The following is a 26,636-nucleotide window of genomic DNA, read 5'->3' on the forward strand; positions in this document are numbered from 1 at the left end:
ACAATCAACGGGCGGACAGACATGATTACCGGAAAGGAAACTGCGCCATGGCGTTAGACATCCTCGTAGTTGATGACGAACACGATATCAGGGAACTCGTCTCGGGTGTCCTGAGCGACGAAGGCTATGAATGCCGCACCGCCGGAGACAGCACATCCGCCTTGGCTGCAGTCGACGAAAAACGGCCAAGCCTGGTGCTGCTGGATGTGTGGCTACATGGCAGCCAGATGGACGGGCTGGAGGTGCTGGACGCAATCAAGCAGCGCGAGCCGGAATTGCCGGTGATCATTTTCTCCGGCCATGGAAACATCGATACCGCCGTTTCCGCAGTCAGTCGCGGTGCGATGGACTTTATCGAAAAGCCGTTTGAGGCAGAGAGGCTGTTGCTTCTTGTAGAGCGTGCGACTGAAACAGAACGGTTGCGGCGGGAAAACGACCGCCTGCGGCAGGGCTTTACCCGCGGTGAGGAGTTCAACGGTAACTCTGCTGCGATCAATCAGGTGAGGGCGACGCTGAAACGGGTAGCCAGTACCGGCAGCCGAGTGTTGATTAGTGGTCCGGCTGGCGCTGGCAAGGAGGTCGCGGCACGGCTGCTGCACAGTTGGAGCGCGAGGGCCGACAACGCATTCGTCATCGTAAACTCGGCGCGCATCACACCCGAAAGGTTCGAACAGGAGCTGTTTGGCGAGGAGTCGAACGGCAAGCTGGTGCGTCAGGGCCTGCTGGAGGTCGCCGATGGGGGTACGCTGTATCTGGACGAAATCGCGGACATGCCGCTCTCGACACAGGCGCGTATCCTGCGCGTGCTGACAGAACAGAGCTTTGTCAGGGTAGGGGGCACGCGCCAGATTGGCGTCGATGTCAGGGTGGTTTCTTCGACTGCGCGCGATCTTGAAACCGAGATGGAAGAGAAGCGCTTTCGCGAAGACCTGTATTACCGGTTGAACGTGGTCCCGGTGACTGTGCCATCGCTGTCGGAGCGACGGGATGACATTCCCGCATTGGCAGATCACTTTTTCACTAGGCACGCAGCAGAGCAGGGCATCCCCGCACCGCGCCTTTCGGATGAGGCTCTGGCCGCCTTGCAGGCCTATGATTGGCCGGGCAATGTAAGGCAGCTTCGCAATGTCGTGGAGCGGACAATCATCCTTACTCCGCGCGATGAAATCGACACTATCGAGCCGACAATGCTGCCAAGCGAAGTAACCGGCGGAAAGCTGGGTAATGGCGGGGGCATCACCGCTCTCACCGGGGTGCCGCTTCGCGAAGCACGAGAAACGTTCGAGCGCGAATATCTGACGATCCAGATACGCAGGTTCTCCGGAAACATTTCAAAAACGGCGAATTTTATCGGGATGGAACGGTCCGCACTTCACCGAAAACTCAAGCTTCTCGGCATGGGTGATCGCAAGGCAAATGACGCGGATTAAGTTGTTGTCATAAAGCCGTCTTTGAATTCTGATTGAAATCGGCGGCTCAAACACGTATTTTATAAATGGTTTTCGGTTTCGCTGGATTTCTCGGCGTTGCCAGATTGCAGACCAGTTCAGCTGGCTGCCAATAATGGAGATAATGAAATGTCCGAAGGACGCACCCTGTCGGCGCGCGTGACCAAGAAAGAGGTCGAACCGCAAAAACCCGGCAAGCAGACCAATTTGCAAGACGCCTTCCTTAACTTGCTTCGCAAGAACAAGACACCTGTGACCATGTTTCTGGTCAAGGGCGTAAAGTTGCAAGGCATCGTGACGTGGTTCGACAATTTCTCGATATTGCTACGGCGCGACGGTCAGTCTCAGCTCGTTTACAAGCATGCAATCAGCACGATTATGCCAGGTCAGCCGATGGATGCTGGCCAATTCGCAAGCCAGGACAGCAACCGCAAACAGCGTTTGTTGCAGGATGTTTTCCTGAGCAGCGTGAAAGATGCCGAGGCGCAGGTCACAATGTTCCTTGTGAACGGTGTGATGCTGCAGGGTGCGATTGCCGCTTATGATCTTTTCTGCATGCTTCTTGAGCGCGATGGCTTTGTCCAACTCGCTTACAAGCATGCCGTATCCACAATCCAGCCCGACACGCATGTAGACCTGTCGGGCGATTGGGAAGGTGAAGAAGACTGAGCTTCGATGACAATCTGTTAGGCGAGGTTTCCCGCGGTGCGCGGGCCGTCGTCATCTGTCCGGATATCCGCGGTCAGTCCTACGATCTCGATGCGAGTTCGCGGCTTGAGGAAGCGTGCGGGCTTGCGATGGCCATTGGTATCGTAATCGCCAAATCCGTTATCATTCCAATCAGGGATGTAAAACCAAACACTCTGTTCGGGGCGGGACAAGTTCAGAATATCGAGACCGACTGCAATCTCGAGGAGGCCGAACTGGTCATTGTTGACGGTTCGCTGTCGCCGATCCAGCAGCGCAACCTTGAGGAAAAGCTCAAGCGCAAGGTGATCGACCGTACGGGACTGATCCTCGAAATCTTTGGCGAAAGAGCAGCGACGGCAGAGGGGCGTTTGCAAGTCGAACTCGCCCATCTCGACTATCAGCAGAGCCGTTTGGTTCGTAGCTGGACCCACCTGGAACGTCAGCGAGGCGGCTTCGGCTTCCTCGGCGGGCCAGGCGAAACCCAGATCGAGGCCGACCGCCGAATGATCCGCCAGCGCATGGCTCGGCTTCGCAAAGAGCTGGAGCAGGTGCGCAAGACGCGCACATTGCACCGGGAACGGCGGGGGCGGGCACCGTGGCCGATCATTGCTCTGGTCGGCTATACGAACGCAGGCAAATCCACCTTGTTCAACCGCATGACCGGGGCGGAGGTGATGGCCGAAGACCTCCTGTTTGCCACGCTCGATCCGACGATGCGCGCCGTCAGGCTGCCGGGAGTCGAGAAGGCAATTCTTTCCGACACGGTCGGGTTTATCTCGGACCTTCCGACACAGCTCGTGGCTGCGTTCCGCGCTACTTTGGAGGAGGTGACGGCTGCCGACGTGATCGTCCACGTGCGCGATATTCATAATCCGGAATCCGGCGCACAGAAATCGCAGGTATTGAGCGTGCTAAGCGACCTCGGCGTTTATGATAGCGAGGATGATGACCCCAGCATTCCAATCGTTGAGGCCTGGAACAAGCTGGACCTTGTGGATGATGACCGGCGCAAAGAGCTGATCGAGATCGCTCAATCGGATAAGGCAATTGTGCCGATTTCAGCCGTAACGGGCGAGGGCGTGGACGAGCTTGTTTCCACCATCGACGCTATCCTGACCGAAGGGGCCAAATCATACCGGATTATGCTTTCCGCGTCGGAGGGGCAGAAAATTGCGTGGCTGCATTCTCACGGCCAAGTGCTTGCTGAAAGCGATGGCGGCGAAAGCGATGGCGGACCTATGCTCGCCATCGACGTTCGGTTGACGCCGAAGGAATTCGGACGCTTTTCAAGCCTCTGATTTTTTGGAGGTCTTCGCGTCAGAGTTCTTTTCTGCTGCTTTGACTGCCTGCCACAGCGACTCTTGTTCCTGAAGGTTCCGATCGGCGAAACTGCCGTTGGCTAGATGCTCCATCTCGCGAAACCTGCGCTCGAATTTGGCATTCGCGCTGCGCAGCGCATCTTCTGGCGCAATTCCATAAGCGCGGACCAGATTGACCGCAGCAAATAACAGATCGCCAGCCTCCTCCGCTCGGTCCGCCGCGCCCGCCTCTTTCAGTTCAGCGAGTTCTTCACGCACCTTGTCCTCTGGGCCTGATGTATCGGGCCAGTCGAAACCGACCCTTGCTGCGCGTTTTTGGAGCTTCTCAGCGCGCAGGAGTGCGGGAAGGGCAGTCGCAACCCCGTCCAGTGCGCTTGTGGCACCCTTGTCCGACCGTTCTTGCTCTTTCAGATCTTCCCAGCGGGCTTCACCCATTGTCCCGTCTTCGTTTCCGAAGATGTGCGGATGGCGGGCTTCCATCTTGTCGGAGATCGCGCGCGCTACATCCTCAAATGCGAAGTGGCCTTCCTCTTCGGCCATTCTGGAATGGAACACGACCTGTAACAACAGATCGCCAAGCTCTCCGCGCAGTTCGGCCATGTCGGCGCGCTCAATCGCATCGGCGACTTCGTAGGCTTCCTCGATTGTATAAGGTGCGATGCTGCTGAAGGTCTGCGCCAAATCCCATTCGCATCCACCGTCAGGATCGCGAAGCTTGGCCATGATCTTGAGGAGGCGGGCCGTCTGGTCGGTCATAAACACTCACGGTACAGATTGATAATATATATTATGTTAAATAAAATTGCGGTTGAGCAAGAGATGAGCCCTCTCAGACATTCACCAGGTTGATCAGCAACGTCACAGCAACGAAGATCGATGCCCACATCAATGCGTACACCACTCCGCGCTTCCAACTCAAACGGTAGCCGGCGAGCGCGCTACCCGCCAAAACCAGCGCGCCAAGCACCCAGACGATGTTAATTGCATCGAATTCGTTCATGCCTTCAATTCCAGACCATCAAACCCGACAATCACATTGTCAGGCACTTCACTCTGCAAGCTTCTGTAATCCATCGATTTATCGAGATGGCTGAGAACCGTGACGCCAGCGTTTGTCTGCTTGCCAAGTGAAATAGCCATCTCGAGATTGGCATGTGTCGGATGCGGATCCCGGCGCAGGCAATCCGACACCAGGATATCGGTGCCATCCATCAGATCCAGCATTTCATCCGTGATCGCGCTGAAATCTGTGGCGTAACAGATTGATTTTCCGTCGGCTTCGAAACGGAACGCGGTCGATTGGGTTGGACCATGCGGCATCTGGCACCATTCGACGCCAAATCCGGCGCACATGCGCATTCGGTCGAGCGTGTCCAGTTCGCAGATGGTTGGATAGCCATGCTGTCCAGCGAAGACGTAGTCGAAACGCTGACGGAGGCGGCGGACCGTTTCTGTCGAACCAAAGCCGGGAATTGGCGCCTTGCGGCCATAACGCAGCACGCGCAGATCATCGATCCCGTGGCAGTGATCTGCGTGATCGTGAGTCCAGAATACCCCGTCGATACGGTCGATCCGGTTGCTCAGAAATTGCTGGCGCATATCTGTCGAAGTATCGACCACAAGCCTGCGGCCGTCATCGCTTTCAACCAAGATGGAAACCCGGGTCCGGCGGTTGCGCGGTTCGTCAGGGTCGCATGCGCCCCAATCGTTACCGATTCTTGGCACCCCCGTTGACGTGCCGGAGCCAAGCATCAGCAATTTCATGCAGCAGCCTTGCTAAACAGGCGGAAAAAATTCTCGGTTGTCGTTTTGGCAAGCTCATCCGTGCTGACGCCGCGCAGTTCAGCCACGAAGTCTGCGGTATTGCTTACAAATGCGGGCTCGCAAGTTTTTCCGCGATGGGGAACCGGTGCTAGGAACGGGCTGTCTGTTTCTACAAGAATGCGGTCGCCAGGTAATTCTGCTGCGATTTCCTGCAGTTCCTTGGCATTCTTGAAGGTTACAATGCCGGAAAGCGAAATTGTCAGGCCGAGATTCAGGACTTTGCGGCCGAAGTCTGCAGATGCGGTGAAGCAATGGATCAGGGCAGGGAAAGCCCCCTTCCCCAGTTCGTCTTCAAGAATGGCCAGCGTATCGTCTTCCGCATCACGCGTATGAATGATTACCGGAAGGCCGGTTTCACGCGCCACAGTGATGTGCTTGCGGAACAGGTCCTGTTGAACTTGCCGGTCGGACTTGTCGTAATAATAGTCGAGTCCGGTTTCACCGATCGCAATCACTTTGGGATGCTGAACTGCGCGGCGCAATTCGTCAGCGTCCATATCCGCGTGCTGATCTGCATTGTGCGGATGAATCCCAACGCTTGCCCAGACATCTTTCTCACGCGCGGCGGTTGCAACCACTTGCTCCCATTCAGCCTGTTTGGTCGAAATGTTGAGGAAACCGCCCACCCCGGCGCCGCGCGCACGTTCGAGCACGGCGTTCTGATCCTCGATCAACCCCTCATACTCCAGGTGACAATGGCTATCGATGAGCATTATTCGGCCTCCTGCTCCGGCATATCGAGACGAGGGAATACGCCCTCCGGCTTCTCCAGAATGAAGCCAGATTGCGCCAGCGACGCGTACCATTCATCATTCGTCAGTGCCGCGTAGTCGCGCTGGTCTGCAGCGATGCCCATCTGGTCGAGCAATCGGTCGCTGGCAGCAGGTACAACAGGCCGGACCGTAATGGCCAGATCGCGCACCTGTTTGAAGAGCGTGAGCAGCACCGCTTTCATCCGGTCAGGATCGGTTTTCTTCAAAGTCCACGGCGCTTGTTCATCGACATATTGATTGCACGCAAAAACGGCCTTCATCCAGTGGTCCAGACCGTCACTGAACGCCAGATTCGCGAATTTTTCCTGCAAGGCTTCGCAAGCGGCTTTGACTTCACTGGTCAGCGCGTTGTCTGCATCAGTTTCCGCGAAATCGGCTTCAATATGCCCATCCATATTCTTGAAAATCATGGACAATGTGCGCTGCGCGAGGTTTCCAAAGCTGTTTGCAAGCTCTGCATTGCATCGTGTGACGATTGCCTCGGCTGAATAGCTGCCATCTTGGCCAAAGGCGACTTCGCGCATGAGGAAATAGCGCAGCGTATCGACGCCGAATTGCTCCGCCAGCGCCATCGGGTCGGTGACGTTGCCGAGCGTCTTCGATTCCTTGACGCCGCGATTGAGCAGGAATCCGTGGCCGAACACCTTCTTTGGCAGCGGCAAGTCCGCGCTCATCAGGAAAGCGGGCCAGTAAATCGTGTGAAAGCGGACGATGTCCTTGCCAATCAGGTGTAGATCTGCCGGCCAGAATTTGGCCATATCACCGTCCATGTCGGGATAACCAAGGCCCGTCAGGTAATTGGTCAGTGCATCGACCCACACATACATGACGTGGCCGTCACTGCCGGGGACTTTCACGCCCCAATCGAAACTGGTGCGCGATACCGACAGATCCGTCAGTCCGCCCGATACGAACGAAATCATTTCGTTGCGGCGGCTGTCCGGCATCAGGAATTCCGGTGTGTCGCTGAACAGTTTGAGCAGCGCGTCCTGATATTTTGAAAGGCGGAAGAACCAGCTTTCCTCAACTGTCCATTCAACAGGCGTGCCTTGCGGGGAGAGCTTCTCGCCCCCCTCGCCTTCGACCAGTTCCTTCTCGTCGTAATAGGCTTCGTCACGGACGCTATACCATCCCTCGTACCGGTCGAGGTATAGGTCGCCCTTCTTTTCCATCGCCTGCCAGATCGCCTGGCTGGCGCGGTGATGGTCGTCCTCTACGGTACGAATAAACCGGTCATAACTGATGTTCAGGCCGTCGCACATGTCGCGGAAATAACCTGACATTTCGTCGGCCAGTTCGCGTGCGGTCCGGCCTTGCTCTTCAGCTTTGCGGGCCATCTTCAGGCCGTGTTCGTCGGTTCCGGTCTGGAAGCGGACTTCACGGCCTTCCGAGCGCTGGAAACGCGCAATGACATCGGCTGCGATCGCTTCGTAAGCGTGGCCGATATGCGGACGGCCATTGGGATAGCTGATCGCGGTGGTGATATAAAATGGTTCAGACATTGGCCCGCTCCCTAAGCGGCGCGGCAGAGGCAAGCAAGGTCCCGATTTCAGCCACCAGCAACGCGGCATCAAAATTGTATGTCGGAGCCTGCCCCGAAAGTCTGACCAGTTCTGCGTGTGCCTCCACCACGGCGGGATAATCGCGCGGAGATACATCACTGATGGAACCGGCGATCACCGACCGGGCCAGATCGATCGTCGCCAGAATACGTTCCCGTTTGGGCCGGGCGCCGATCAGTTCTGACATACGGCCGCGCAGAGCAAAGGCGGGGTCACCTTCGGCGATAATCTGCTGCATGAGCGCGAACAGCTTACCCAAATCGCGTTCAACGAAATCGAGCGCGGCCCCCGGAGATCCCCCAGCGGCGATCACCGCTGCTTTCTGCGTTGCCTCGTCAGCCTCCGGCGCTTCTTTCCTCAGCAATTGCTCGAGATCGGCATCGGACACGGTCGGAAAGCGGACAATCCGGCAGCGTGAGCGTATGGTCGGAAGCAGGCGAGCGGGACGGTGCGTGACCAGTACGAAGAATGTTCCAGCCGGCGGTTCCTCGAGGCTCTTCAACAAGGCGTTCGATGCGCCCTTCTCCATGTCATCGGCCGGATCGACGATCACCACACGGCGCGAACCTAGCGTAGGGCGCGTGGTGAGCCTTTGCTGCATCGCTCGGATCTGCCCGACGGTAATGTTGCGCTTGGTTTCGAAAGGTTCGCCCTTCTCCCGCTTGCGATCTTCCTTGTCGTCCTTCGGACCCCGCATCAGGATGGTGATATCGGGATGATGCCCTTCTGGCTGCGGAATGCCGGGTTCAGCGACAAGTTCGCGCGCCGCGGCCAGCGCGAATTGCATTTTGCCCAGACCGCTCTTGCCAGCCAGCATCCACGCGTGATGCATCCGCTCGCCGCCCATTGCATCGCGCCATTCGCGCCAGGCGTTATCGTGGCCGATCAGGCTCATGCCAACTCGCCAAACAAGGGTGCAATCGCTGCTTTAACCCGGGATTGCACATCGTCTACCGAGCCCTCGCCATTGACGATGCTGAACCGCGCAGGCTCCTTAGCCACAATCTCTCGGAAGGCGGCGGTCACATCTGCGTGATAATCTGCGCTCCGCCCGCCAATCGCATCTGAATTGTCACCATCGCGCAGTGCCAGTCGCGATGCGACCTGCTGCGGCGGAACATCGATCAGGATGGTCAGGTCCGGCTTGAGCCCGTCACTGCCGATGTCGTGCAGGGCCAGAACATGATCATCGCCGATGCCGCCAGCCCCGCCCTGATAGGCGCGACTTGAATCGAGATACCGATCAGAAATAACCCATTCGCCGGATTGGACAGCAGGCCGAATAAGCTTCTCAACATGGTCGGAACGGGCCGCAGCAAAAAGCAGCGCCTCAGCGCGGGCCCCCCACCCCTCGCCCGGAGGATGAAGGAGCAGCTCGCGAATGGCCTCCGCCCCTTCCGTGCCGCCCGGCTCACGGGTCAATCTGCACGCTATCCCCCGACCATGCAGATATTCGGCGAGAAGCTTCGCCTGGGTGGATTTCCCAGTCCCTTCTCCGCCCTCAAAAGCAATGAACTTACCCGTCATGATCAGAACCAGCTTTCGAACGCATTTGAAATTCTCTTAAAATGCCCGGCTTCAGCGACATCTTCTGCTGCGTATAACTCAATGTTTGCGGGCGGCATATTCCCGCCTGAAATTGTCAGCCGAGCAACCCGTTCACCGGACCTGATCGGTGCCTCCAGCGGTCCATCGTATAGGACTGAGACAACCCGGGGCGCAGTGTCACCAATCGGCACGGCGATGCTGACATCGGCCGCAGTTTTCAGCCCGACTAGGCTCGCTTCGCCATTCTGGACCTGCGCCCGTGCGATCGTTTGGCCGCCTGTGAAAACAGACTGCCGGTCATAGCCTGCAAAACCCCATTCGATCATTTTCCGGGCTGCGTTTCCTCTGGCCGGCTCATCATCCACCGCCGCGAGCACGAGGATAAGGCGTGTGCCTTCCCGTGCAGCGCTGCCGAGAAATCCATTGCCCGCCTGATTGGTGTACCCGGTCTTGATCCCGTCAGCACCGTCCACCCGGCCCGAAATCGGATCGTGATTTGCCTGCGCGAAGCCGTTGTGCCGAAGGCCCTCTTTCCCGAAGTAGCGGGCATAAAGGTCGGGATGCCTCGATATCATCGCCTTTGCCAATAATTCGAGATCGCGGGCTGTCGTGAAGGTCTTGCCCCCATCCGGCCAGCCGTTGGGCGTGCCAAAGTGGCTGTTGCGCATGCCAAGCTTGGCAGCAGTTTCATTCATTCGGTTGACCCATTGATCAACCGAGCCGGCTGCGCCTTCCGCGAGAACCGCGCTGGCGTCATTGGCTGATACCGAAGTGATTCCCTTGAGCAACAAATCGACTTCGACAGCTTCTCCCTCTTCGAGAAACATGGTGGACCCGGTACGGTACCAGTCGGTCGCGACAGCCGGGCTCATCGTGAATTGTTGACGCAGATCGAGTTCGCCGGACTTAATCATCTCGAACGCAACATATGCGCTCATCACCTTGGTGATTGACGCAGGGATAAACCGCCGGTCCTCATTCTTGGCAAACAGCGTCTGACCTGACGTCATATCGACCAGCAGAGCCACCGGGGCTTCCTCTGCGATCACCGCAGCGGCATTGGCAGGCTTCTGGTCCGCCTGCGACGCCACTGCTGCACTGCCGCCAACGAGCGCGACCATTGCAGCAACCGCAATTTTGAAATGAGGTGTCAAAGCCTGTCCCGTCCGCCGGACGGATCCGGCATCTATCCCGTGGTGTAAACGCGTGCGTCTCTATAACCTGCGTCCCGCACCTTTGCGAGCGCCGCTTCAGCCTGTCCACGATTGGCGAACGGCCCTTTGCGAACACGGAAGTATTTGCCTGACTTCTGCACGAAACCGTCGATTGAACTTGCTGCGCGGTCGGCATTCGCTTTGCTTGAAAACGCCGCTGCCTGGATCACAAAACCATCGGTTGCAGATTGGCTGGCGCTAGGCTGCTGGGGCGTTGCCACCTGAACCGTCGCAGGGGCCTCAGCCTTTGTGGCACCTTGCTGCACTGGAGGAGAAAGTTCCGCTGTTCCTGATGCTGCTGAGCTTGCAATGGGAGGAAGCGGGTAGGCGCCAACGGCTTTGCGGTCGCCGCGGAACGCATCGGCAAAGGTCTCTTTTGCAGCTGGTGCAGCCGCATCAACTGTCGGCGCGTCAGCCGCAGCAGATGCTGTTTCTCGCATTGTAGGCAGCTCTGCACTTGGCGGTATAGGCGACTTGCCGAGGTTATTCGAAGCAAGGGCCGGACCTGTTTTAGGTGCTGACAGGCTGGTGAAGCCCTTGGCTGGCAGGTTGCGAACCAGAGCCGTCAGAAGCGATTTGGGCGTGTCCATCCGATCAGGTGCGGTTTCGCCGGAGCGTAGCTTCGCACGTTCCGCTTCTGGCGGATTGACTCGGCGTACACGGACCGGGGCCCCCTGTGCGACACCAAGCTGAGTGGCGGCGCCTGCAGACAATGCGACCAGATAGTCGTTGCTCATCGGACCGCGCCGTTCAGCCCGCGCAAGTATTGTCTTGCCGGTATCCAGCGAAGTTACCTCGACATAGCTCGGCAGCGGCAGGGTTTTGTGTGCGATGGAAACGGCATTCCCCGCATCGCTATCGAGCGAGGCGTAGCCAACCTCGTCATGGTTAAGCGTATCGACGGGAGTGTAGAGTGTGCCGTCGATGGAATAAGGTTCGCCCAGCACGACTGGGTAATCCGCAGCCGGACCAGACTGCGCCAATACTGCCGGCGTATCGCCGGTGGACGTCATGGCGGCAAAATCATTTCCCCCGCGGCCACAGGCCGCCAGCGTGGCGGTTAGGCCAAGCGCCAGGAAACGGTAACGGACATCAGTTGGCAATCTCATCTGCAAGCAATCCCACACTCATCGCGTAGTAATTCGAGCAGTTATATTCGAGGATAACCCTATAATTTGCGGTTAAGAGCCATGCAGGATTTCCGTCTCCATCCGGTTGGAAGAAGGATGCCATGACATCATCGGCCAGATATTTTTGCGGCTGAACACCCAATTGCCGCCACTCTCCCACCGTTTTCCACTGGCTGTGCCGCTCGTGAACGCGGGGGCAGACAGGGGCGATGATCTTGTTCTCAACCGCCGCACGGTCGAGGTTCGCAGGTACCGACACGCGGACACCCCATGGTTGACCAGTACGCCAGCCGGAATCCTTGAAATAACGGGCAATCGAAGCGAGCGTATCAGCGCGGTTATTGAAGATGTCAGCGCGGCCATCCCCATCGCCATCGGTGGCAAGGCGCAGATAGACGCTTGGCAAGAACTGCGGGTTTCCAAACGCCCCAGCCCAGCTTCCGACCAGTTCGGAACGCGAATACCCCTTGTCGGCGACCTTCAGCAAGTCCACCCATTCGGATGAAAACAGATCCCGTCGGCGCCCTTCCCAGGCAAGTGTCGCCAATGAGCGGGAAAGATCGAAATTGCCCTTGTAACCGCCGTAATTGGTTTCATGTCCCCAGATCGCCATCAAGATTTCCGCAGGGACGCCGTATTGCTGTTCGATCCGCTGATGAATGCCCCGGGTGGCGGCAAACATGCTTTTGCCTCGCTGGATGCGCGTCGGATTGACGTGGGTGTTCAAGTAAGGCTGCAATGCCGGATAACCGCTTCTCGTGGGCGTGCCTGGCTGAGCCTGATCAAGCTGAATTACACGCTGATTCGGAGTAAGACCGGTGGTCATCCGAGTGATCGTCGCTTCGCTGACACCTTCTGCCCTCGCCCGTGCGATCAACAATTGCATATACGCATCGAAGGACATGTCCTGCGCGGCGGCGGGCGAAATCGGCGACATGGTCATAAGCGCGGCACACGCGGCGAAAATTGTTTTCAGTTTCATGCAAACAACCGTGTCACACCAATTATGAACCGCAAGTGGAAATCGCTGAGTATGAACGGAAATCCGATAATTTGTGCCGGATCATGCGAACCATGGCGGTGCTGGACGTCAATTGCTGGTGACAAATGCGGCGCGGATGGCTAGCGAGCGATTCTCTGCGGACAGGTGGCAGAGTGGTTGAATGCACCGGTCTTGAAAACCGGCGTGCGTGCAAGCGTACCGTGGGTTCGAATCCCACCCTGTCCGCCATTTTTCCCTTAGCTATTCTGGCAAAATCGCGTGTTCGCGCATGGCCTCGTAATACGGTCGGCAACGATCTGCGAGTTCCGCAGTTGCGCCGCTGAGTTCTGGCCGTTTGCCTGGAGGCGACCCGAATCCGCTAGAGGCAGCAACCTTATCGTACCAGTGCGAGGCCCATATCCCGTCGGTTGCCTGTATTCCTGGCTGCCAGCGCAGCATCTCGGCGCTCCATGGAATGCCAATCCTTTCGCACAGTGCCTCAAGGTGTCCGGCCGGGTTTGCAAGGAAGGCGGTTGAATCGATTACCGCAGGAACGCTGTCGGTCTGGCTCCGTGCCCATTCGAAATATTCAAGCTGACGATCATACCTCAGATCGTCAAATTTTACCGCGACCCGTTTCACAGCATAGCTCGCGATAACCCGCTCGGGCTCGCGGATCAGAAAGGCGTGCACATGATCTGGAAAATCCCGAATATCGACCGGGCCGACCATGTGATGCGGCATATGCTTCTGATACCAGATCGCCGCGCCTCCCGGTGCCGGGCCGCGCATGGTCGCCGCGACTTCATCCCAGTCGCAATTCATATCGGCGATAATTTCGTCCGCCATAGGCTGCGGTTCGCCAGAGTCTTTCAGATATGCGCCATAAAATGGCTCATCGGATACCGAGCAGTCGGACCGCGCACCGAAGCTGCGCATCATTGCGGTCGAGATGTTCCGCGGCCCCGACCACATCGCAATGCGAATGGGACGCGCTGTCATGAGCGGGCCTCTTTGCTCAGCCGTTCAAGATACAGGCCCTGCAGCCTTTCAACCATCGGCCCGCGCTCTGTACCCAATACGCGGCCATCGACCGTACCGACAGGCGCAAGCCCTGCGAAGGTGCCGGTGGTGAACGCTTCATCGGCGCCGTAAACGTCGGTCAGGGAGAAGTTGCGTTCAAACACAGGAATACCTGCCTCGCGCGCGATTTCGATGACCATGCCGCGGGTAATCCCGTCGAGGCAGTAATCACCGCTTGAAGTCCAAACCTCATCATTCTTGACGATGAAGAAGTGCGTTGAATTACACGTCGCCACGAAACCATGCGGATCGAGCATCAACGCCTCGTCCGCGCCGGCCTGAGTCGCTTGTATGCACGCTGTGATGCAGTTGAGCTTGCTGTGGCTGTTCAGTTTCGGATCCTGCACATCGGGATAACCCCGCCGGACGTGCACCGTAAACAGGTTCAACATATTGGTCGCGGTTTCGGGAACGGGATCCTTCCACTCAGGAATTATCACGATCGTTGCGGGCGAAATAACCACGCGCGGGTCCTGATAGGGCGTCGAGCGGATGCCCCGGGTCACCATCAGCCGGATGTGCACCCCGTTGCCGGTCATGCCGTTCGCGTGCAGCACGTTTTCCAGCCGCTGCGTCAGTTCCGCTTTGGTCAGCCCGATATCCATCGCGATGGCCTTCGCGCCGCGATAAAGCCGCTCCAGATGCTGGTCCAGAAACGCGATCCGGCCCTTGTGAAGCCGCAGCCCTTCCCAGACGCCATCGCCGAGCATGAAGCCGCTGTCGAACACCGACACCTTCGCCTCGTGCCTGGCGAAGTGTTCGCCATTTACATCGATGATGACCGTATCGTTGCGCGGATCGGCCACATAGCTGTGCGTTCCCTTACCCATAATCAGCGGCCTCTCTTGATAATTTCGTCCATCTGTTCGCGCAGGATAGGGTCCCACTTGGCTTTGAAGCCCTTCATCATTTCAAGCATCGGCTCGTTTTCTGACCAAGGAATATCTGCATCGTATAGCTCAGCAACTTCCTGCATCGAGCTACGATCCATTTCTTCGAATGCCTCGGTCATGGCGACCGCTTGCTGCCGGTCCATTCCAAGCGCCTCGAAAGCCGAACGTCCTATGCGGAGCGAGGCATCGTAGGTTTCACGGATGATGTCCCGGCACCCATAGGACCAGAGTTCGTAAACATGGCCGCGGTCCACCGCCCGCGCCGTGATATGCAGATGGGGGAAATTCTTGATCGCATACTTCACCAGTTTGTCGATCTGTTCGCGCTCGTCCAGCGCGACCACCAGCAGCTTTGCGTTCTCGATACCCGCTGCGTGCAATAGATCAGGCCGCGTCGCATCGCCGAAATAGGTCCGGTAGCCCAGCTTCCGAACGGCTTCGAGATGGCTTGAATCATAGTCGATCACGGTTGTTGCGAACCCTGCGGATTGCAGCATTCGGTCAACGATGCCGCCCACGCGCCCACGCCCCGCTATGATGACTGAATTGTCTTCATCGATGAAGTCCGCCTCTCGCTCTCCGCCTTTTGAAAAAGCGGGTGCGATGAATTTGTCATAAATGATAAACAGCAGCGGCGTGACAAGCATGGTGAGCGCGACGACCAGCAGCAGCAGATCGGCCAGCTCGCTATCAAACACGAAATTCGCGACCGCGAAAGCGATCAGCACAAATGCGAATTCACCGGCCTGCGCAAGGCTGAGCGAGAAAAGCCATCTTGATTGGCGCCGCAGACCGGCAATGCTGGCAATACCCAGAAGCACCAGCACCTTTACCGCGATCACGATTGCTGCCCAGAACAGGACCTCGTCATACTTTTCAGCAGCCAGGCCGAAATCTATTCCTGCACCCACGGTGACGAAGAAAAGCCCGAGCAAGAGACCTTTGAACGGTGCGACATCTGATTCCAGTTCATGCCGGTATTCGCTGTTTGCCAGCACCACCCCGGCAAGGAATGTTCCGAGCGCCGGGGACAGGCCGACAAACGTCATCATCAAGGCTATACCGATCACGAAGACCAGTCCTGCCGCAGTGAACAATTCGCGCAGCTGGGCGCTGGCGATGAAACGGAAGATCGGACGGGTCAGGTAGTTTCCGATAACCGCCACTGCTGCAACGGCGGCCAAGGTCACGATCCCGGCGAGCCATGCGGGCATGTTCTGCGTCACCGTCCAGCCGGCGCCGTGTGCGCCGTCACCGTGGCCGGCGATCTGGGATGTCGCCGCCGCGAGTTCCGGTATTGCGAGCAAAGGAATGATCGCAAGAAACGGGATTACCGCAACATCCTGAAACAGGAGAACGGAGAAGCTGGCTTCCCCGCCTTCGCTTTTCAAAAGGCCTTTTTCCGACAAGGTCTGGATGATGATCGCGGTTGAGGAAAGCGACAAAACCATGCCGATCCCAAGTGCGGTTTGCCACGGTTGACCATCGAACATTGCAATGGCGGCCAGGGCGAGCAGAGTAAGGAGCACCTGCCCTCCACCCAAGCCGAGCAAGCGCCCGCGCATTGCCCAAAGCTTCTTGGGTTCCAGTTCCAGCCCCACAAGGAACAGCATCATGACCACGCCGAATTCGGCGAACACCTGTAGCTGCTCGATATTGACGTTCATGGCGATCAGAAGCGGGCTGATGGCCATGCCTGCCAGCAGATACCCCAGTACGCTGCCCAGACCGAGGCGTGACGCAATCGGCACTGCGATCACACCGGCAACCAGAATTGTGAACGCAATGACGAGGAAATCAGTCATCGCTGCTGACTAGTACCGCGCGTCTGAATTGGCCAGCACCGATAGGGTGCTGGTCAAATGTGGAGCGCTTTACCGTAGGCGGCCAAAACGCTTTCGTGCATCATTTCGCTCAATGTCGGGTGTGGGAATACGGTCTGCATCAACTCTGCTTCCGTCGTTTCGAGCTGTTTGCCCACGGTATAGCCCTGGATTAGTTCGGTCACTTCCGCGCCGATCATGTGGGCGCCCAGCAATTCGCCGGTTTTCGCGTCGAACACCGTCTTGATGAAGCCTTCAGCTTCGCCAAGCGCGATGGCCTTGCCATTCCCGATGAACGGGAAGTTTCCGACCTTGACGGAATAGCCAGCTTCCTTGGCCTTGGCCTCTGTCATGCCAACGCTCGCAATTTGCGGGTGGCAATAGGTGCATCCCGGAATGTTGTTCCGGTCGAGAGCGTGCGGGTGGACATCCTTGTTGCCGAGTTCCTGCGCGATTGCCTCCGCCGCGGTAACGCCTTCGTGACTTGCCTTGTGCGCCAGCCATGGGCCCGGGGTGCAATCGCCGATAGCCCAAAGCCCTTTGGATTTCGTGCGGCCATACGGGTCGATCTGGATGAAACCCCGATCCATATCGGCCAGCTTGTCGATCCCGATATTTTCGGTGTTCGGGACAATCCCGATGGCGACAATCGCGTGAGTAAACTCGGTTTCGGTAACCTTGCCGTCCTTGGCCTTGATCTTGGCTTTCACACCAGTCTTGCCGACCTTGATGTCTTCCACCCCGGCACCGGTCATGATCGTCATGCCCTGCTTGGTCAGCGATTTTTCGAGGAAGGCGGAAACTTCGGCGTCTTCTACCGGAACAACCCGGTCGAGCATTTCCACGACGGTAACATCGCTGCCCATGTCATTGTAAAAACTGGCGAACTCAATTCCGATCGCGCCGCTGCCAATGACCAGCAGTTTCTTCGGCATCTCAGGCGGGGTCATCGCTGTGCGGTAGGTCCACACCCGTTCGCCATCGGCGGGCGCAAACGGCAGGTCGCGCGCCCGTGCACCGGTCGCCACGATAATGTGTTTCGCGGTGAGCTTTTCCTCGCCCTTTTCGCCCTTGACCGTCAACGATTTCGCGCCGGTCAAAGTGCCCTCGCCCATGTGGACGGTAATCTTGTTCTTCTTCATCAGGTGCGTAACGCCCTGATTGAGCTGTTTTGCGACACCCCGGCTGCGTTTCACGACAGCTTCCAGATCAGCCTCGATCGCTTGCGCTTTCAGGCCGTAATCCTTGGCGTTCTGCATATAGTGGAAAATCTCTGCCGATCGCAGCAGCGCCTTGGTTGGGATGCAGCCCCAGTTCAGGCAGATGCCCCCGAGATTTTCGCGTTCCACAATCGCGGTCTTGAGGCCGAGCTGTGCGCAGCGGATCGCGGCAACATACCCACCGGGGCCGGAGCCAAGAACGATTACGTCGTAAGAGGAAACCATAGATACTCCGTTGTGAACTGCGCAGAATTATCCGGCGACGAGTTCGATATATTTCGCTTCGACCCAGCCATACTGGCACGGTCCGTTATACGGTTCAGGTGTCGGCAAAGCGGCACTGACGCGGCAATCACCCAGATCCTGATTATCGGGCATTGGGTACACGATGCCCTGCCAGCCTTCATCCGCCTCGCACAGCCAGACCAACGTAGAAAGCGGCAGCTTGTCCTTCACCGGGGCTACTTCGTTGGCGTCGGTATAGACGCGCATGAAATCACCCTTCTTCGCTTCGAACAGGGCAATTCTGCCGATACCGGGACACGCGTCGGTTGCCGGACCCTCCAGCCCGATAAACGGTGCGCGGCCCTCGTCAGCGTTCCGGTCAGCTTGGACCCCGCCGGGAAGCATGGCTGAAACCGACGCAGCAAAGGCAATCAACGCAGACCCGTTCATTGATCAGGCCACCAGCCCGAGCGGTTTTTCAACCAGATTCTTGAACGCCTGCATGAACCTGGCGCCATCGGCCCCGTCAATTGCGCGGTGGTCAAAACTGCCGGTTGCGCTCATCACTGTCGCGACGGCCAGCGCGCCGTCCACAACATGAGGACGCTTCTCGCCTGCGCCAACCGCCAGAATCATAGCTTGCGGGGGATTGATCACTGCGTCGAACTGCTTGATCCCGAACATGCCGAGATTGGACAGGCTCGCCGTGCCGCCCTGATATTCGTGAGGCTGCAATTTGCCCTCTCGTGCCTTTTCCGCGAGTTCCTTCATCTCGACCGAAATTGATGAAATGGACTTGCTTCCGGCATCAGTGATGATCGGTGTGATCAGCCCCGAAGGTGCGGCAACGGCAACGGAAATATCGGCGCGGGAATATGTGCGCAGCACATCGCCGCCAAAGCTCACATTGCATTTGGGGACCTGCATCAGCGCCTTTGCCTGCGCTTTGATCAGCAAGTCGTTCACCGACAATTTGATCCCTTCAGCCTCAAGCGCGGCATTCAGTTCGCTGCGCAATTTGAGTAGCGCGTCGAGTTGAATGTCGACCGTGAGATAGATGTGAGGGATGCTCTGTTTCGCCTCTGTCAGGCGGCGCGCAATGACCTTGCGCACATTGTTCAGCTTCTCGTCCTCGAACGGAATGCCGAAGTCTGGCAGCCCGGCTGCATCGGCCTTCGCAGACGGCGATGGCGCTGCTGCGCCGGAACCAGCCGCAGCCTTGGAAGGCTGTGCGTTCTCGACATCGGCTTTGACAATCCGGCCATTGGGTCCGCTGCCCTGAATAGAGTTGAGGTCCAGCCCGCGTTGTTCGGCGATCCTCTTGGCTAGCGGTGATGCGATGACCCTATCACCACCCTGCTTCTTTTCGGCAGGAGGCGCGGATTGCGCGGGCTCGCTGTCAGCGGAAGGAGAAGGTTCTGGAGCCGTTATTTCCTCGGCCTTTTCCGCCGGTTTCTCGGACTCTTTCTTCGGCGCGGCATCGGCCGCAGCCTTGGCGTCTTCGGCACTCTCGCCTTCTTCGGCGAGAATCGCGATCACCGTGCCAACCTGAACGTTTTCGGTCCCTTCCTCGACCTTGATGCTGACGATCGTACCTTCATCGACGGCCTCGAATTCCATCGTTGCCTTGTCGGTTTCGATCTCCGCCATGATATCGCCTGCGCCTACGGTATCGCCTTCCTTGACGAGCCATTTTGCGAGCGTTCCCTCCTCCATGGTGGGTGAGAGGGCGGGCATCTTGATTTCTGTGGGCATAAAGTCCGGATTTTCCTGTTTTGACCTGCCTGTCTTCTCTGGCCAATTTGGCGCTTTCGGGCAAGGTTCTTGCGCCGAATACGTTTTCATCGGATACCGCATCGGACAGGGACGAACCGACAAGGGAGCGATGATGCGGGTTTATCTGGTGATTATGGACGATACGGACGAGGCGCGCAAAGCACTGCGTTTCGCGTCAAGGCGAGCCATGGCCAGCGGAGATTCTGTGCATATTCTGGCACTGGTGCCAAAGCAGAACTTCAATGCATTCGGTTCCGTTCAGGCCACCATCGAACAGGAGGCGCGCGACCGAACCGAGGTCATCGCCAGCAGCGCGGCGGGCAACCTGTTTTCCGAAAGCGGTAAAATGCCGACCATTTCAGTCAAGATTGGCGATGGTCAGGCGGTAATCCGCGAATATCTGGAAGAACATCCCGAAGTGGCCGCACTGGTCCTTGGCGCAGCGGCAGAGGGTTCTCCCGGCCCCCTGATTTCCCACTTTGCGAACCATTCGGGTAGCCTGCCCTGCCCGCTCTATATCGTGCCCGGCACCTTTACCAACGAACAGATCGACAAGCTGGCCGCCTGATTTTCGCGCAGCTGAGCCTGCAATAGAGCAAGCCGAGGCTGGCTATTTCTTGCGGCCCTTGCCCTGATGGCGGATGTTTTTGGGACGCCCGCGTTGTCCCTGTTTGAAGTTCTGTTTCCCCTTACCGCCGGGTTTTCCTTTCGACCGATAATCAGGGCGCGTTCCTCGTGCCTCGATCGGGTTGCCGTCAGAGTCGAGCGGAACGAATTTCAGCGCTCCGGTCAGGGGGTTCGCCTCCCCAAGTTTCAGCTTCAGCCTGTCTCCGGTTGAATAGCTGGTGCCGGACCGTTCGCCCGTTAGAGATTGGGACGTTTCGTCATACCGGAAGTAATCCGAACCGAGCGTCGACACAGGCACAAGACCATCGCCGCCAAGCCCTTCGATCGTCGCAAAGAACCCGAACGATTGCACCCCGGTGATGCGCGTGTCGAATGTTTCGCCGACGCGGCCTGAAAGCCATGCGGCCACGTAACGATCAATGGTATCGCGTTCAGCCTCCATCGCCCTGCGTTCCGTCTGACTGATCGCATCGCTGATCTTGCCCAGATTCTCGCGGTCTTTATCGGCCAGTCCCGATGTCGGCGGCAGTTTTCCTTGGGGTTTTGGCTGCTCAAGCTTGAATGCATCGACCAAAGCGCGGTGCACCAGAAGATCGGCATACCGCCGGATCGGCGATGTGAAATGCGCATACGACCCAAGCGACAATCCGAAATGGCCGGCATTTGCCGGGCCGTAATAGGCCTGAGTCTGGGTTCGCAGCACGGCTTCCATCACCTGCGCTTTTTCGGATTCGTCCGTCACATCCTTGAGCATCCGATTGAACAGACCAGGTGTAATCACCTGGCCAAGCGCCAGCTTCTTGCCAAAGGTTTCAAGATATTCGCGCAGTGCGACCAGCTTCTCCCGGCTTGGGGGTTCGTGAACGCGGTAAACGACCGGCGCGGTCTTGCTTTCAAGCGACTTGGCCGCCGCGACGTTGGCAGCGATCATGAAATCTTCGACTACGCGGTGCGCGTCCAGACGCTCACGAACGGCGATTTCCTCAATCTTACCCTGATCGTTTAGGACCACACGCCGTTCGGGCAGTTCCAGTTCCAGTGGATCGCGCGCCGAGCGGGCATCGGCCAGCAGTTTCCAGCATCCCCACAGGTTCCGGAGGTTCTCGGAAGCCTCGTCTTCGTCAATCCTGCGCTGGGCTTCTTCATAGGCAACGACCTCGGCTATTCGAACGATAGCGCGGGTGAAGCGGAATGAACTGACCTTGCCCGTTTCAGAAACATGGATGTGACACGCCATTGCGGCACGGTCTTCGCCTTGCCGCAACGAGCAGACATCGGCGCTGAGAATCTCGGGCAGCATCGGCACAACGCGGTCGGGGAAATAGACGGAATTGCCGCGTTTGCGCGCTTCCCTGTCCAGAGCCCCGCCCGGCCTGACGTAATAGCTCACATCCGCGATGGCGATCAGGGCGTTGTAGCCGCCTTTGCCATCGGGTTCCGCCCAGATGGCATCGTCATGATCGCGTGCGTCGGAGGGGTCGATGGCGACAATCGGCAGATCGCGCAAATCCTCGCGCTTGTCCCCGTCGAGCGGGAGCTTCGCTGCCAGCTCTGCTTCTGTCAGGGTTTCTTCAGGAAAGACATTCGGAATGCCGTGCTTCGATATGGCAATCAGGCTGAAGCTTTTGGGGGCGAGCGGATCGCCCAGAATCTCGACAACCTTCACCCCGGCGCGCGGGGATTTTCCAGCCGGCTCGGCTAGTACCAGCTGCCCTTCCTCTGCACCGCCGAGATCGGCAATCGGGGATGAATTTCGCACCCGTTTATCGACAGGGGAGAGCCACCCCTTGCCTGAACCGTCCAACTCGACGACGCCCATCAACCCATCGGTCTTGGCGGGGAGTTTCTTCATCACATGGGCACGCCACCCGTTTCCTGCCTCTTCGGTGCGCGCCAGGATCCGGTCGCCAATCCGCAGTGCGGCGTGGCGATTGTTGCCCTTCTTGTCTTCGACAATGCGAACACGCGGCGGGGTGGCCCCTTCTTCGGCCTCCCAATTGTCGGGTATCGCGAAGGCCTCCCCATCTTCGATTTCCATCACGCGCAGAACGGTGACTTTCGGAACGCCGCCCATACGGTGATATGCGGTACGCTTGCCGTCAATCAGCCCTTCTTCCGCCATATCCTTCAGGAGCTTCTTGAGGGCGATCTTTTCCTGCCCCTTCAACCCGAAGGCTTTGCCGATTTCACGCTTTCCAACCACCCTGTCAGAAGTCTGGATGAATTCGAGAATCTGCTCTCTGGTGGGGAGTCCGTGCTGTGTCTTGTGAGCGGGTTTGGCCATAGGCGGCCTATGGACCTGCGCTTACTCGGTGTCACCCTCTTCCTGAGGAATTGGAGCATAGGATCCCGCTGGCACCGCGCTTGCGATAGGGCTGCTATGACCGCCTGCGGTTGATGAGCTGACGCCGAATATCCAGTCATCGCCGCGCACGCCTTCCAGTCTGGCGCTCGTCGCTACCGCGTTTTCGATCACGGGTTCGTCACGCCAATACGGTTCATCGGGGCGGCGCTGCCAGATGGTATAGCTGAAGGCCCCTTCCACGGGTTCCCACTCGATCTCCGTAAATGTGCGCACTGCGGCCTGAGCGACCGGAGCCGGCGGCATCGGGGCCATGGCCAATTTGTCCAAGGCGCGCACATTCAACTGCGCTGCCTTCGCAAGATAGGCGAAATCCATCTCGTCGGGCGTATCGCCGTAGGTTATGCCGTCTTCCACCCGAAGGTCCTGATGCTGGTGTTCGTAATCTTCCACAGCGACTGAAAAACGGATGGCCGGATACCCTTTTTCCAGAAATGGAATCTGATCGCCGCCGCGGCCCATGCGGTCGGTCCGCCAGATTTGCCGCACATCAAGGCCGTTTGCGTTGTTGTCTGCCAGACCATCGAGCCAGCGGGAGAGGTTCCTGCTGGGGCTGTCGTTTTCACCGCCATTGCGGCGCTGCGCGGCACGGATTGTATCGGTCAGATCGGCGCGCGGACCCTCCGAGAACACACGGATGTGATCGGCATCGCAGTATCCGTCCGAACCGCAGCTTCCGCCAACGATGTCGTTGTTCAGCACGGCCTTTACAGTCCAGCCCTGTTCTTCTGCGTAATCTGCCATCAACTGGCCGCCATAGAGCCCCTGTTCTTCGCCCGAGAGCAAGGCATAGACGATCGTCGTGGGATACTGGCGCTGCGACAGGACACGGGCCGCCTCGATCGCGACGGCGGTGCCCGATGCGTCGTCATTTGCACCCGGTGCATCGCTGGTGAAATCGAAAGCGTCCGTTGCCCGGCTGTCAATATGACCTTGTACGATCACGACTTCGTTCGGGCGTTCGGTCCCGCGCTGGATCGCGACCACATTGACCAGCCTCGTTGGTTCGGGAATCCGGCGGCCTTGGACCATTCGCTCAGGTAATACGATCTCAAGGCAGCCGCCGCACGCCTCGCTTGCCTTGCGAAATTCGCCTTCGCCCCACTTACGCGCGGCGCCGATACCGCGTTCCGGGTTATCTTGTTCCGAAAGGGTATGCCGCGTCCCGAAACCGACCAACGAATATACGTCCGATTTCAGACGTTCCTGGGAAACACCCTCACCAGCATCATCTGCAATTTCATCAGCAAGGTGATGATCAGCGGCGGCGGGAGTGGCGAAGGCCGCAGCGGCGGCGAGCAATGGAATGTAACGCATCCTGCCTACATCCACACAAGCACACCGAATGGCAACCCTGTCGCTGCTGCCTCAGGGCTTTAGGTTTGGTCCGCCGTACTGGTTTTCGCTGCGCTGGGTTTTCAGGAAGCCGATCACCAGCACGATGATGACCACCAGCCAACCGATCAGGTCTTGTGCGATCATACCCGTCTGGACCTCAGGTGATTGGCCGGCCATCTGGGCATCAACGGCCGCACGCATGGTCGCCTGCAAACCGTCCAGCTGTCGGTATGCGAAGAACATCCACACCAATTGCAGACCAAGCGGTATTGCAAGTAAGAGGCCGGGTAGCCCGGTGTCATGCGCCCGCCTCACGAAAGCCGCCGAAAGCAGTACAATATTGAGCAGCGCGATCCCGAGACTGATCCATACCAGCGTGCCCGCAAAATCTATCATGTGGTTCATGATCGCGGTTTCAGCCGTGCTGTTGTCACCTGTCTTGGCCGCTTCGATCCCGGCATCCATCGCCGCCATGATCGTAGGGATGCTCGCGGCGAGATAAAGAACGAGGTTCAGGATCACCACAAAGAGGAAATAGCTCAGAAACCGCTTCCGTCCGTCTCGCCCGTTAAAGTTCGTCAGATTCTTGAGGCTATAACCAATTGCACCCGCCATCAGATCGATCCTTTCGGCTTAATACGCTTTTGCAACATAAATCCGCTCGATAGCGGGCTGTCCAGTGAATATGCATGTGCCGTCAACTGGCTCGCCATTCATCGGAACATTGCGAATTGTGAGCTTCAGCGCCTTCAGTTGCTCGACCACGGCTTCCAAGGCATCCCCGGTCGGTTTGGACCATTGAACTTCGGCCCAGCCAGGCTGAGCCTTGTCTTCCGCATAGAATTCGGAGAGCTGTTCCATGGTCGTGATACCGCGCTCGATATTGCGGTCACGCCGTTCCTGCGCCTCGTTAAACAGTGACGCCTGGATTTCTTCGAGCAGCGAGGGAATCTGTTCGGCAGCCGCCATCTTTTCAGGCGAGTGGAAATCAGGCTTTCCGCTCTCCGCCCATAGCGCATCACGGCGCAGCATACTGACGACACCGCCCTCCATGTCGCGGCCGCCAACCTCGATGATCACAGGGGCACCTTTGCGCACCCAGTCCCAGCGCTTCGCCGCAGCCTTGCCCGGCTTCTTGTCAAGCAGCACGCGCAAGCGTTCGCCAAATGCCGTCTTTTGAGCCAATGCCGCGCGGAGCTCTTCGCAATAAGCGAGAAGCGCCTCGTCCTCGGGCTTGTCACGCAGCATCGGCAGAATAACCACCTGCCATGGCGCGATAGTTGGCGGGACGCGCAGTCCGTCATCATCGCCATGGGTCATTATTACCCCGCCAATCATACGGGTTGAAACACCCCAACTCGTGGTGTGGCAAAGCTGTTGGCCGCCTTCTTTGTCCTGATACCGGATGCCGGCCGCTTCGGAGAAGTTCGTACCCAGATAGTGCGAAGTGCCTGCCTGCAACGCCTTGCCATCCTGCATCATGGCTTCGATCGACCAGGTCTCGACGGCACCGGGGAAACGTTCGTTCTCCGGCTTTTCGCCAGCGATAACCGGCAAGGCGAGGTCTTCTTCAGCGCATGCGCGGTACACTTCGAGCATCCGCAGCGTGTGTTCTTTCGCTTCGGCTTCGTCGGCATGGGCGGTATGACCTTCCTGCCACAGGAACTCGCTTGTCCGCAGGAACATACGGGTCCGCATTTCCCAGCGAACGACATTGGCCCACTGGTTGGTAAGCAGCGGCAGATCGCGCCAACTCTGGATCCAGCGCGCCATTGCGTCGCCGATGATCGTTTCGGAAGTCGGGCGCACGACCAGGGGCTCTTCCAGCTTAGCCTCCGGGTCGGGAATAAGTTTGCCTGAACCATCGGCGATCAGACGGTGATGCGTGACAACGGCCATTTCCTTGGCGAAACCATCAACGTGCTCTGCCTCACGCTCGAAATTGGAGAGCGGAATGAAAATCGGGAAATAGCAGTTGTCGTGACCGGTATCCTTGATCCGCTGGTCGAGCAGGCGCTGGATTCGCTCCCAGATACCGTAACCCCACGGCTTTATTACCATGCAGCCGCGAACGCCCGATTCCTCGGCCATATCTGCAGCGGAAATGACTTCCTGATACCATTGCGCGAAGTCGTCGGAGCGCTTCACGGTCAAAGCGTGGCGGATGTTGGACACAGTTCGAATATTCCTGACTTGTAAAAATGCTGCGGATGGTGAGCTTACTTGCTCAGCTCATCCAGTTTCTTTTGCATGGCCGCCATCTGCTGGCGCAGATCGTCGATCTCTGCATTTTCGCCGGCTGCACCTGCATCAGCGCCCGGTTTGGTTTCGCCTTTTACGCCGGGCAGAATTGCTTCGCCCACTGCGCGCATCACAGCCATGTTGGTTTCATGAATTTTAGCGAGCGGGTTGCTGCCCAGACCTCCACGAAAAGCCTCTTGAATCTTCGCCTGATTATCGCGAAAATTCTTCATGCTGGCTTCGAGATACTGCGGCATCATCGACTGCATCGAATTACCATACATTGCGATGAGATCGCGCAGGAAGCTTACTGGCAGCATCTGCTTGCCGCTCGATTCCTCGTCCATGATGATCTGTGTCAGGATCGAGTGCGTGATATCATCGCCGCTCTTGGCGTCGACAACTTCGAATTCGATGCTCTCCCGTGTCATCTTCGCAAGATCATCAAGCGTGATGTAGCTGGACGATGCGGTGTTGTAGAGACGGCGGTTGGCGTATTTCTTGATGGTAACCTTGTCACCATTTTGCGCTTCGCGCTTGGCCATGGACAATTCCCGT

At 57.9% G+C, this 26,636-nt stretch carries 25 protein-coding genes and 1 tRNA gene; 5 read left to right on the forward strand and 21 right to left on the reverse strand.

From position 1 onward, the window contains the following. Nucleotides 1–47 precede the first annotated feature (47 nt). The 3 genes from ntrX (at nt 48) to hflX (ending at nt 3,436) form a co-directional block, all read left to right on the forward strand. Entirely contained in the window at nt 48–1,430 is a 1,383-nt protein-coding gene (gene ntrX, locus PO778_RS04180; RefSeq protein ID WP_160729827.1) for a nitrogen assimilation response regulator NtrX, read from the forward strand. Nucleotides 1,431–1,577: 147 nt separating this feature from the next. Next, nucleotides 1,578–2,117 (forward strand): RNA chaperone Hfq, encoded by a 540-nt coding sequence (hfq, locus tag PO778_RS04185; protein ID WP_160729828.1) that lies wholly within the window; start codon nt 1,578–1,580, stop codon nt 2,115–2,117. Continuing rightward, nucleotides 2,114–3,436, forward strand: coding sequence for a GTPase HflX (hflX, locus tag PO778_RS04190; protein ID WP_271439339.1), 1,323 nt, complete (start codon nt 2,114–2,116; stop codon nt 3,434–3,436). Before hfq ends, hflX begins: the two co-directional genes overlap by 4 nt. Here the strand turns inward: hflX and mazG are convergent. From mazG to PO778_RS04240, 10 genes are all read right to left on the reverse strand, one after another. Continuing rightward, the gene (gene mazG / locus PO778_RS04195) at nt 3,425–4,213 is read right to left on the reverse strand and encodes a nucleoside triphosphate pyrophosphohydrolase (RefSeq protein WP_271438711.1); all 789 of its coding nucleotides are present in this window, start codon (nt 4,211–4,213) and stop codon (nt 3,425–3,427) included. The two genes, hflX and mazG, sit on opposite strands and share 12 nt — an antisense overlap. Nucleotides 4,214–4,286: 73 nt before the next feature. Beyond that, on the reverse strand, nt 4,287–4,457 hold the full coding sequence (locus PO778_RS04200) for a hypothetical protein (protein ID WP_202391586.1): 171 nt from the start codon (nt 4,455–4,457) through the stop codon (nt 4,287–4,289). Then, the gene (locus PO778_RS04205; RefSeq protein ID WP_271438712.1) at nt 4,454–5,221 is read right to left on the reverse strand and encodes an MBL fold metallo-hydrolase; all 768 of its coding nucleotides are present in this window, start codon (nt 5,219–5,221) and stop codon (nt 4,454–4,456) included. Before PO778_RS04205 ends, PO778_RS04200 begins: the two co-directional genes overlap by 4 nt. After that, nucleotides 5,218–5,994, reverse strand: coding sequence for a TatD family hydrolase (locus tag PO778_RS04210; protein WP_271438713.1), 777 nt, complete (start codon nt 5,992–5,994; stop codon nt 5,218–5,220). Before PO778_RS04210 ends, PO778_RS04205 begins: the two co-directional genes overlap by 4 nt. Next, a complete protein-coding gene (metG, locus tag PO778_RS04215; protein ID WP_271438714.1) occupies nt 5,994–7,556 on the reverse strand; it encodes a methionine--tRNA ligase in 1,563 nt (520 codons plus the stop codon). The genes PO778_RS04210 and metG overlap by 1 nt, the downstream gene beginning before the upstream one ends. Beyond that, the gene (locus PO778_RS04220) at nt 7,549–8,511 is read right to left on the reverse strand and encodes a DNA polymerase III delta subunit-related protein (protein ID WP_271438715.1); all 963 of its coding nucleotides are present in this window, start codon (nt 8,509–8,511) and stop codon (nt 7,549–7,551) included. Before PO778_RS04220 ends, metG begins: the two co-directional genes overlap by 8 nt. Next, nucleotides 8,508–9,146 carry a dTMP kinase gene (tmk, locus tag PO778_RS04225; RefSeq protein WP_271439340.1) on the reverse strand — a complete coding sequence of 213 codons (639 nt, stop codon included), beginning with the start codon at nt 9,144–9,146 and terminating at the stop codon, nt 8,508–8,510. The genes PO778_RS04220 and tmk overlap by 4 nt, the downstream gene beginning before the upstream one ends. Next, nucleotides 9,146–10,285 (reverse strand): D-alanyl-D-alanine carboxypeptidase family protein, encoded by a 1,140-nt coding sequence (locus PO778_RS04230; protein WP_271438716.1) that lies wholly within the window; start codon nt 10,283–10,285, stop codon nt 9,146–9,148. The genes tmk and PO778_RS04230 overlap by 1 nt, the downstream gene beginning before the upstream one ends. Before the next feature lie 65 nt (nt 10,286–10,350). After that, complete coding sequence (locus PO778_RS04235) at nt 10,351–11,487, reverse strand: SPOR domain-containing protein (RefSeq protein ID WP_271438717.1); 1,137 nt, start codon at nt 11,485–11,487, stop codon at nt 10,351–10,353. Continuing rightward, on the reverse strand, nt 11,471–12,490 hold the full coding sequence (locus PO778_RS04240; protein WP_271438718.1) for a lytic murein transglycosylase: 1,020 nt from the start codon (nt 12,488–12,490) through the stop codon (nt 11,471–11,473). Before PO778_RS04240 ends, PO778_RS04235 begins: the two co-directional genes overlap by 17 nt. A 159-nt stretch (nt 12,491–12,649) precedes the next feature. On the opposite strand from PO778_RS04240, the gene PO778_RS04245 reads away from it, so the two are divergent. Beyond that, nucleotides 12,650–12,739 (forward strand) — tRNA-Ser (locus PO778_RS04245). A 12-nt stretch (nt 12,740–12,751) separates the two neighbouring features. Here PO778_RS04245 and PO778_RS04250 read toward each other — a convergent pair. The 6 genes from PO778_RS04250 to PO778_RS04275 are packed head-to-tail and all read right to left on the reverse strand — an operon-like array spanning nt 12,752 to nt 19,489. Next, nucleotides 12,752–13,492 (reverse strand): sulfotransferase-like domain-containing protein, encoded by a 741-nt coding sequence (locus tag PO778_RS04250; RefSeq protein WP_271438719.1) that lies wholly within the window; start codon nt 13,490–13,492, stop codon nt 12,752–12,754. Next, complete coding sequence (locus PO778_RS04255; RefSeq protein WP_271438720.1) at nt 13,489–14,403, reverse strand: aminotransferase class IV; 915 nt, start codon at nt 14,401–14,403, stop codon at nt 13,489–13,491. The genes PO778_RS04250 and PO778_RS04255 overlap by 4 nt, the downstream gene beginning before the upstream one ends. A 2-nt stretch (nt 14,404–14,405) precedes the next feature. Continuing rightward, nucleotides 14,406–16,271 (reverse strand): cation:proton antiporter domain-containing protein, encoded by a 1,866-nt coding sequence (locus PO778_RS04260; RefSeq protein ID WP_271438721.1) that lies wholly within the window; start codon nt 16,269–16,271, stop codon nt 14,406–14,408. Between the two features lie 53 nt (nt 16,272–16,324). Next, the gene (gene lpdA / locus PO778_RS04265) at nt 16,325–17,734 is read right to left on the reverse strand and encodes a dihydrolipoyl dehydrogenase (protein WP_271438722.1); all 1,410 of its coding nucleotides are present in this window, start codon (nt 17,732–17,734) and stop codon (nt 16,325–16,327) included. Between the two features lie 27 nt (nt 17,735–17,761). Further along, on the reverse strand, nt 17,762–18,184 hold the full coding sequence (locus PO778_RS04270) for a hypothetical protein (protein ID WP_271438723.1): 423 nt from the start codon (nt 18,182–18,184) through the stop codon (nt 17,762–17,764). Between the two features lie 3 nt (nt 18,185–18,187). After that, nucleotides 18,188–19,489 (reverse strand): pyruvate dehydrogenase complex dihydrolipoamide acetyltransferase, encoded by a 1,302-nt coding sequence (locus PO778_RS04275; RefSeq protein WP_271438724.1) that lies wholly within the window; start codon nt 19,487–19,489, stop codon nt 18,188–18,190. A gap of 133 nt (nt 19,490–19,622) precedes the next feature. On the opposite strand from PO778_RS04275, the gene PO778_RS04280 reads away from it, so the two are divergent. After that, nucleotides 19,623–20,078, forward strand: coding sequence for a universal stress protein (locus PO778_RS04280; protein WP_160730633.1), 456 nt, complete (start codon nt 19,623–19,625; stop codon nt 20,076–20,078). 42 nt (nt 20,079–20,120) lie between these two features. Here the strand turns inward: PO778_RS04280 and rnr are convergent, their stop codons facing one another. From rnr to phaR, 5 genes are read right to left on the reverse strand one after another with little or no spacing between them, the layout of a single operon-like run. After that, the gene (gene rnr / locus PO778_RS04285; protein WP_271438725.1) at nt 20,121–22,421 is read right to left on the reverse strand and encodes a ribonuclease R; all 2,301 of its coding nucleotides are present in this window, start codon (nt 22,419–22,421) and stop codon (nt 20,121–20,123) included. Nucleotides 22,422–22,442: 21 nt separating this feature from the next. Then, nucleotides 22,443–23,816, reverse strand: a complete 1,374-nt coding sequence (locus tag PO778_RS04290) for a M20/M25/M40 family metallo-hydrolase (protein WP_271438726.1) — start codon at nt 23,814–23,816, stop codon at nt 22,443–22,445. Nucleotides 23,817–23,867: 51 nt separating this feature from the next. Continuing rightward, a complete protein-coding gene (locus PO778_RS04295; RefSeq protein ID WP_271438727.1) occupies nt 23,868–24,452 on the reverse strand; it encodes a DUF805 domain-containing protein in 585 nt (194 codons plus the stop codon). 18 nt (nt 24,453–24,470) lie between these two features. Then, nucleotides 24,471–26,012 carry a proline--tRNA ligase gene (gene proS, locus PO778_RS04300; RefSeq protein ID WP_271438728.1) on the reverse strand — a complete coding sequence of 514 codons (1,542 nt, stop codon included), beginning with the start codon at nt 26,010–26,012 and terminating at the stop codon, nt 24,471–24,473. A gap of 44 nt (nt 26,013–26,056) precedes the next feature. Then, nucleotides 26,057–26,623, reverse strand: a complete 567-nt coding sequence (phaR, locus tag PO778_RS04305; protein WP_271438729.1) for a polyhydroxyalkanoate synthesis repressor PhaR — start codon at nt 26,621–26,623, stop codon at nt 26,057–26,059. Between the last annotated feature and the right edge of the window lie 13 nt (nt 26,624–26,636).

It is taken from the genome of Pontixanthobacter luteolus, assembly GCF_947494915.1.
Taxonomy (GTDB): Bacteria; Pseudomonadota; Alphaproteobacteria; order Sphingomonadales; family Sphingomonadaceae; genus Pontixanthobacter; species Pontixanthobacter luteolus.

Excerpts from the sequence above, each read along its gene's own strand:
- ntrX (WP_160729827.1), top strand. The coding sequence starts at position 48 with ATGGCGTTAGACATCCTCGTAGTTGATGACGAACACGATATCAGGGAA.
- hfq (WP_160729828.1), top strand. The coding sequence starts at position 1,578 with ATGTCCGAAGGACGCACCCTGTCGGCGCGCGTGACCAAGAAAGAGGTC.
- mazG (WP_271438711.1), bottom strand. The coding sequence starts at position 4,213 with ATGACCGACCAGACGGCCCGCCTCCTCAAGATCATGGCCAAGCTTCGC.
- PO778_RS04200 (WP_202391586.1), bottom strand. The coding sequence starts at position 4,457 with ATGAACGAATTCGATGCAATTAACATCGTCTGGGTGCTTGGCGCGCTG.
- PO778_RS04205 (WP_271438712.1), bottom strand. The coding sequence starts at position 5,221 with ATGAAATTGCTGATGCTTGGCTCCGGCACGTCAACGGGGGTGCCAAGA.
- PO778_RS04210 (WP_271438713.1), bottom strand. The coding sequence starts at position 5,994 with ATGCTCATCGATAGCCATTGTCACCTGGAGTATGAGGGGTTGATCGAG.
- metG (WP_271438714.1), bottom strand. The coding sequence starts at position 7,556 with ATGTCTGAACCATTTTATATCACCACCGCGATCAGCTATCCCAATGGC.
- PO778_RS04220 (WP_271438715.1), bottom strand. The coding sequence starts at position 8,511 with ATGAGCCTGATCGGCCACGATAACGCCTGGCGCGAATGGCGCGATGCA.
- PO778_RS04230 (WP_271438716.1), bottom strand. The coding sequence starts at position 10,285 with ATGGTCGCGCTCGTTGGCGGCAGTGCAGCAGTGGCGTCGCAGGCGGAC.
- PO778_RS04235 (WP_271438717.1), bottom strand. The coding sequence starts at position 11,487 with ATGAGATTGCCAACTGATGTCCGTTACCGTTTCCTGGCGCTTGGCCTA.
- PO778_RS04240 (WP_271438718.1), bottom strand. The coding sequence starts at position 12,490 with ATGAAACTGAAAACAATTTTCGCCGCGTGTGCCGCGCTTATGACCATG.
- PO778_RS04250 (WP_271438719.1), bottom strand. The coding sequence starts at position 13,492 with ATGACAGCGCGTCCCATTCGCATTGCGATGTGGTCGGGGCCGCGGAAC.
- PO778_RS04255 (WP_271438720.1), bottom strand. The coding sequence starts at position 14,403 with ATGGGTAAGGGAACGCACAGCTATGTGGCCGATCCGCGCAACGATACG.
- PO778_RS04260 (WP_271438721.1), bottom strand. The coding sequence starts at position 16,271 with ATGACTGATTTCCTCGTCATTGCGTTCACAATTCTGGTTGCCGGTGTG.
- lpdA (WP_271438722.1), bottom strand. The coding sequence starts at position 17,734 with ATGGTTTCCTCTTACGACGTAATCGTTCTTGGCTCCGGCCCCGGTGGG.
- PO778_RS04270 (WP_271438723.1), bottom strand. The coding sequence starts at position 18,184 with ATGAACGGGTCTGCGTTGATTGCCTTTGCTGCGTCGGTTTCAGCCATG.
- PO778_RS04275 (WP_271438724.1), bottom strand. The coding sequence starts at position 19,489 with ATGCCCACAGAAATCAAGATGCCCGCCCTCTCACCCACCATGGAGGAG.
- PO778_RS04280 (WP_160730633.1), top strand. The coding sequence starts at position 19,623 with ATGCGGGTTTATCTGGTGATTATGGACGATACGGACGAGGCGCGCAAA.
- rnr (WP_271438725.1), bottom strand. The coding sequence starts at position 22,421 with ATGGCCAAACCCGCTCACAAGACACAGCACGGACTCCCCACCAGAGAG.
- PO778_RS04290 (WP_271438726.1), bottom strand. The coding sequence starts at position 23,816 with ATGCGTTACATTCCATTGCTCGCCGCCGCTGCGGCCTTCGCCACTCCC.
- PO778_RS04295 (WP_271438727.1), bottom strand. The coding sequence starts at position 24,452 with ATGGCGGGTGCAATTGGTTATAGCCTCAAGAATCTGACGAACTTTAAC.
- phaR (WP_271438729.1), bottom strand. The coding sequence starts at position 26,623 with ATGGCCAAGCGCGAAGCGCAAAATGGTGACAAGGTTACCATCAAGAAA.